Origin of the sequence: Phytoactinopolyspora endophytica, from assembly GCF_004138495.1 — a bacterium.
GTDB classification, from domain to species: domain Bacteria; phylum Actinomycetota; class Actinomycetes; order Jiangellales; family Jiangellaceae; genus Phytoactinopolyspora; species Phytoactinopolyspora endophytica.
Genome location: NZ_ML142853.1, coordinates 56,535 through 61,507, shown reverse-complemented (window position 1 = coordinate 61,507; position 4,973 = coordinate 56,535). Strand labels below are relative to the sequence as shown.

The following is a 4,973-nucleotide window of genomic DNA, read 5'->3' as shown; positions in this document are numbered from 1 at the left end:
AGCGGACGTGGTCGCCGGTGCGAAGCTCGGACCGGACGCGATGAGCGTCGACGTGATGTCCCACGGGCTGAGGCTGCCATGGTTCGTCCCGCTGGCGCCGGGGGCGAACGCCGTCGTGCCGGGGACCCCGAACTGGTTCGGCTCCGATGTCCACCACGGTGCGAGCAGGATGTCCGGGCGACCACGCCTGCTGGCGGCATGGATGAGCTCAAGCGAGAACGTGCCGTCCGCCCAGCCCTGCGCGAGCACATCGAGATCGGCGGCGTCCGGCGTGTGCGCGGGTGTGAACAGCGGGCCGGACCACGGCTGTCGTTGCAGGAACTCCACCAGCGCCGCGATCCGGTCGGCGTCGTGGCTGGGAAGGTGAATGCCGATGCTGCCGTTGTTGACGACGATCACGTCGTCGCTCTGCCGCCCGGCCTTCAGACCTGCGGACACCAGCTCGCCGGTGACGTCGACGGGCGGGGTGATCATCGCGGTGGCGCCGTGGTCGGAGGCGACGACGACGTCGGTGGTGTCCGGGTCGATGCGTTCGAGGATGCGCCCGACGCAGTGGTCGACGTGGCGGAGCACCGACCGGAACCGGTCTGACCCGGCGTGGTGCGCGTGCTGTGTGACATCGGGCTCGGTCATCCAGATCAGCGCGACGTCCGGGTCCAGCTCCGGCAGGACGTAGTCGGTGAACACGCGCGCCGCGTAGCTCACCGATGCCCTCCGGTCGACGACGCCCTGCTTGGTGGGCGGCGGTCCGAAACGGGCCAGCACGTCGTCGCCGATCTCGCCGGGAATGGACAGCGGCCCCGCCTTCTCCGGGTCGTCGCAGTTGATCATGATGCCGGCGCCGGCGGGGGCGCCCGGGCTTGCGCACAGCGTGGTTCCCGCCGACCCGGAGCCGACCGCTACGAGCTGCTTGCCGTGCTTGTCCAGCCGCTCGGCCAGCGTCGCCGTCTGCACCACGCCCCCGGTCGCCTCACTGAGGCGGCGCAGGTCGCTCGCGTTCACCAGACCGAGGACGAGCGACGGGTCGACCTCCGGCACCACCATGGAGTTCCCGACGATCCCGGTACTGGCTGGATGCATGCCCGTGGCCAGCACGGCACCGTTCACCAGCGTGACCGACGGAAGCGCCGAGTGCGTGCTGGTGAAGTTCACGCCCCGCTGCCGCAGGTCCGCCAGGTGCGGTGTGTCCTCCGGACCGATCGAGTCGGGGCGCAGGCCGTCGATGACCAGGATCACCGACCGTCTGGCGGCGGCCGTCATTCTTCCACCCGGAACGCCGTGTCGTCGTCCACCCGGCGCCGCAGCCACTGCGAGACGGCCTCGGTGGCCATCACCAGGATGAAGATGACGACGGTGATGCCGAGCGCGACGTCGTAGCGGCTCAACGACGCCGCCCGGGTCAGCTCCCAGCCGATGCCCCCGGCACCGACGACTCCGAGGATGGTGGAGTACCGGACGTTGATGTCCAGGCGGAAAACCGACCAGGCGATGAAGAGGCGCACGACGCTCGGCAGGATCCCCTGGAACGCGATGTGGCTGCGGCTGGCGCCGCTGGCCTGCAACGCCTCGATGGGGCCCATCGGTATCTCCTCGAGGGCCTCCGCGTACACCTTGACCAGCATCCCCGTGGAGTTGACGGCGAGCGCGAGGATGCCGGCCGTGGGCCCCAGCCCCACCGCCATGATGAAGAGAAAGGCCCATATCAGCGCCGGGACCGCCCGGACGAAGGCGGCGAACCCCTTCATCGCCAGGCTCAGCGGGGCGAACGGGGTCACGTTGCGCGCCGCGATCAGTGCCAGCGGGATCGACAGCAGGATGCCGAACGCCGTCCCGACGATGGCGATCTGCAGGGACTCGACCACCGCGGTCGAAAGTGCGCCGCCGTCGTCGATGGCCGGCGGCCACATCCGGTCCCAGACGAAAGAGGCTCTCGGGAGTGCGTCGGTGAACCGTTGCGGTGTGATGCCGAGCTGGAAGACGCTGAGGACGACGAACGCGGCGGCGAGGCCCCAGAGGATCCGATGCGTCACACGCCTCCGCGTCGCTTGCGGATCGGTCGGGATGCCGCCCACCTCGGCCGGTGTCGATGTCTGGACCATCAGATTGCCCTCCGACGGAGTGCGCGGGTGGCGAGCTCGATCACCATCACCATGACGAAGATCATCAGGATGATCGTCATCGCGTCCCTGAACTGGTACAGGTTGATCGCCGAGATCAGGCTGAAGCCTAGGCCTCCGCCGCCCACCAGCCCGATGACGGCGCCACCACGGACGTTGCGCTCGAACCGGTACTGCGTCCAGGTCATGAAGGCGGGCTTGAACTGTGGCCAGACACCCTGTCCCAGGATCTGCAGCCAGCTCGCGCCGGTGCTGCGTACCCCCTCGATCTGCGCGGCGTCGATCTCCTCGATGGCGTCCGCGTAGACCTTGCCGAGGATGCCGACCCCGCCGAGCCCGAGCGCCAGCGTCCCGGCGAGCGGCCCGACTCCGAACACGGCCACGAAGAACACCGTGATCACCAGCGACGGGGCGGCACGGGCGATGCCCGCGATGGATTTCGCCAGGTAGCTGACGACCCGGTGCACAGTGGTGTTGCGGGCGCCCAGGATGCCGATGGGGACGGAGATCACGACGGAGATCACCAGCCCCACGACGCTCATGTAGAGCGTCTCCAGGGTGGGGCCTAGGTAGTCGGGCACCGACTCCAGCTTCGGTGGGAGGGCGTCGGTCACGATGAAGCTGTACGACTCGGACAGCCCGTTGAACAGGGTCAGCAGGCCGAAGCCGGAGCTCCATACCGCCCACGTCACCGCCCCGAAGACCACCGCCCAGACCACCAGGTTCCGCCGGACACGCTGCTGCTTGTACTGGCGGTAGTGGGCGTATGTCGGCGCGGGCGAGCGCCGCACAGCCGATCGCGAGCTGGACACGGCCACGCCTCAGTCCTCCTCATCCTGCTGTGGCACGTGCCCGTAGTACAGATCGCGGATGAGGTCCTCGGTCAGGCCGTCGGTCGGCATGTCGCAGAAGACGCTCCCGTCGCGCAGCCCGATGACGCGGTCGGCGAACTGCTGCGCGAAGTCGACCTGGTGCAGGTTGACGATCGTGGTGATGCGCTGGGCCGTGGCGACCTCCTTGAGGATGGTCATGACCTTCTCCGACGACGAGACGTCGAGGCTGGCGATCGGCTCGTCGGCCAGGATGAGAGCCGCGCCCTGCATCATCGCCCGCGCGATCCCGACCCGCTGCATCTGCCCTCCGGAGAGCTCGGAGCAGCGCTTGAACGCCTGGTCCGCGAGACCCACCTGGGCGAGCATCTCGAGCGCCTGCTCGACCTCGTGCTGTGGGAAGCGGCCGAGGCAGCCTCGCACGGCGCTGGTGTACCCGAGCCGGCCGTGCAGGACGTTGGTGACCACCGGGAGACGCTGGACGAGGTTGAACTGCTGGAAGATCATCCCCATCTGCCGGCGGATACGCCGCAGGTCGCCTCGGCGCGCCCGGGTGACGTCCTGCCCGTCGAAGACGATCTGACCGCTGGTCGGCTCGACCAGCCGGTTGACGCATCTCATGAAGGTCGACTTGCCCGCACCGCTGAGGCCGATCACCGCCACGAGCTGGCCGCTGGGAATGTCGAGGCTGACGTCATGCAGAGCCTGCGTGCCGTCGGGGTAGGTCTTGTTCAGGTTGCGCACGGACAGCAGTGCCGGCGTCGTCGACTCGCTCGTCACCTGTTGAAGCGCTCGGGTGTTCAACTCAGATGCCATCGACGAGTTCCTCTCCTATGGCCCGGGTGGGACTGCGTCTGGGTCCTGCGGTCAATCCTGGTTGAGGAGCTCTTCGGGGCCCATGCCCAGCTTGTCGGCCGCGTCCCGGATGACGTCGTACGTGCTGTCCTCGGCGGGTACGTAGCCGGCGTCGTAGCCGAACTCGGTGAAGAACTCGGACAGCTCCTCATGGTCGATGGCGTCAAGGAAGCACTCCTCAAGCTGCTCCTTGAGGTCGTCGGGGAGGTTCGCGTCGTACGCTTCGAGCGCCCGCGGCAGGTCGTCGGACTCGCGGAAGACGACGAGGTCGTCGTAGTTGGGATGGTCGGCGTAGTCGTCGCCTTCCTCCACCTGGCCGACCCAGAAGTTCTCGCTGAGCGCCCCGGCGGCCACTTCCTCGTTGAGCACGCTCGAGACGATCGCCTCGCCCCCGCCGACATGGATCATGTCGCCGAGCTGCTCCTCGAACTCGTCGTTCGTGACTCCCCACTCCTCGATCAGCATGGTCCGCGGAATGATGTGCCCGGATGTGGAGGCTGGGTCCGCGAAGGCGAAGCTCTTCCCCTTCAGATCGTCGGCGCTGTCGATCCCGTTGCCTTCCAAGGTGATGATGAGCGAGCGGTAGGTGGCGTCGTCCGGGTCGGCCGTTCCCGTGGCGAAGGCCTCGGCGTCCGCCCGGTCGGCCGCGAGGATGTACGCGAACGGTCCGAACTTCGCGACGTGGACGCTGTCCGTGCGCATGGCCTCCACGACGGCCACGTAGCTTGACCCGGTGAACAGCTCGAACGGGTGGTCGAGGCACTCACCCATGTAGGCCTCGAACGGCTCGTGCCGGGCGATCACGTCCGCGTCCGCGGTAGGCAGGGTGGCGTAGGAGACCGTCTCGGGCCAGTCCGAGCGGCCGCCGTCGGTGGACGCCTGGGTGCCGTCGCCGTCATCGCCACACGCGGCGAGTGCGAGTGCGATGACGCCGAGGAGACCGAAGGATGTACGTTTCGCGCTTGGCATGTGGTATCTCCCTCCACTCGGGCCACGCTGGAACTCGATTTCAGCGCCGCGCCGATACAGTGGCTCGGTTCTTCCCGCGTGGTCACGCCGGAATGCTGTACCGGCATGAGCAACTACAGCAGCACGCGCGCGCGGATCGCAATCTCGATTTCTATATGCCCCAATAACTGTGCCGTGGATCATTACGCATTTGTTGGCCGGC

At 67.9% G+C, this 4,973-nt stretch carries 6 protein-coding genes; 1 reads left to right on the top strand and 5 read right to left on the bottom strand.

Translation table 11 applies throughout. From position 1 onward, the window contains the following. The 5 genes from ELR45_RS11070 to ELR45_RS11050 form a co-directional block, all read right to left on the bottom strand. Nucleotides 1-1,260, bottom strand: a 1,260-nt coding sequence (locus ELR45_RS11070) for an alkaline phosphatase family protein (RefSeq protein WP_129666531.1), incomplete at its 3' end; no start/stop codon positions are given. Then, nucleotides 1,257-2,099 carry a phosphonate ABC transporter, permease protein PhnE gene (gene phnE / locus ELR45_RS11065; protein WP_129665970.1) on the bottom strand — a complete coding sequence of 281 codons (843 nt, stop codon included), beginning with the start codon at nucleotides 2,097-2,099 and terminating at the stop codon, nucleotides 1,257-1,259. The genes ELR45_RS11070 and phnE (ELR45_RS11065), both read right to left, overlap by 4 nt. After that, nucleotides 2,099-2,935: a phosphonate ABC transporter, permease protein PhnE gene (phnE, locus tag ELR45_RS11060; protein WP_129665968.1), complete on the bottom strand. Its 837-nt coding sequence runs from the start codon at nucleotides 2,933-2,935 to the stop codon at nucleotides 2,099-2,101. Before phnE (ELR45_RS11060) ends, phnE (ELR45_RS11065) begins: the two co-directional genes overlap by 1 nt. Nucleotides 2,936-2,938: 3 nt before the next feature. Beyond that, entirely contained in the window at nucleotides 2,939-3,763 is an 825-nt protein-coding gene (phnC, locus tag ELR45_RS11055; RefSeq protein WP_129665966.1) for a phosphonate ABC transporter ATP-binding protein, read from the bottom strand. 51 nt (nucleotides 3,764-3,814) lie between these two features. Continuing rightward, on the bottom strand, nucleotides 3,815-4,771 hold the full coding sequence (locus ELR45_RS11050; RefSeq protein WP_165367675.1) for a phosphate/phosphite/phosphonate ABC transporter substrate-binding protein: 957 nt from the start codon (nucleotides 4,769-4,771) through the stop codon (nucleotides 3,815-3,817). On the opposite strand from ELR45_RS11050, the gene ELR45_RS37480 reads away from it, so the two are divergent. Beyond that, the coding region (locus ELR45_RS37480; protein ID WP_205856402.1) for a hypothetical protein at nucleotides 4,772-4,973 on the top strand (202 nt) is incomplete at its 3' end. It lies immediately after the preceding gene.

What these genes read in the sequence shown, in the direction of transcription:
- phnE (WP_129665970.1), bottom strand. Translation starts at nt 2,099, where the DNA reads ATGGTCCAGACATCGACACCGGCCGAGGTGGGCGGCATCCCGACCGAT.
- phnC (WP_129665966.1), bottom strand. Translation starts at nt 3,763, where the DNA reads ATGGCATCTGAGTTGAACACCCGAGCGCTTCAACAGGTGACGAGCGAG.
- ELR45_RS11050 (WP_165367675.1), bottom strand. Translation starts at nt 4,771, where the DNA reads ATGCCAAGCGCGAAACGTACATCCTTCGGTCTCCTCGGCGTCATCGCA.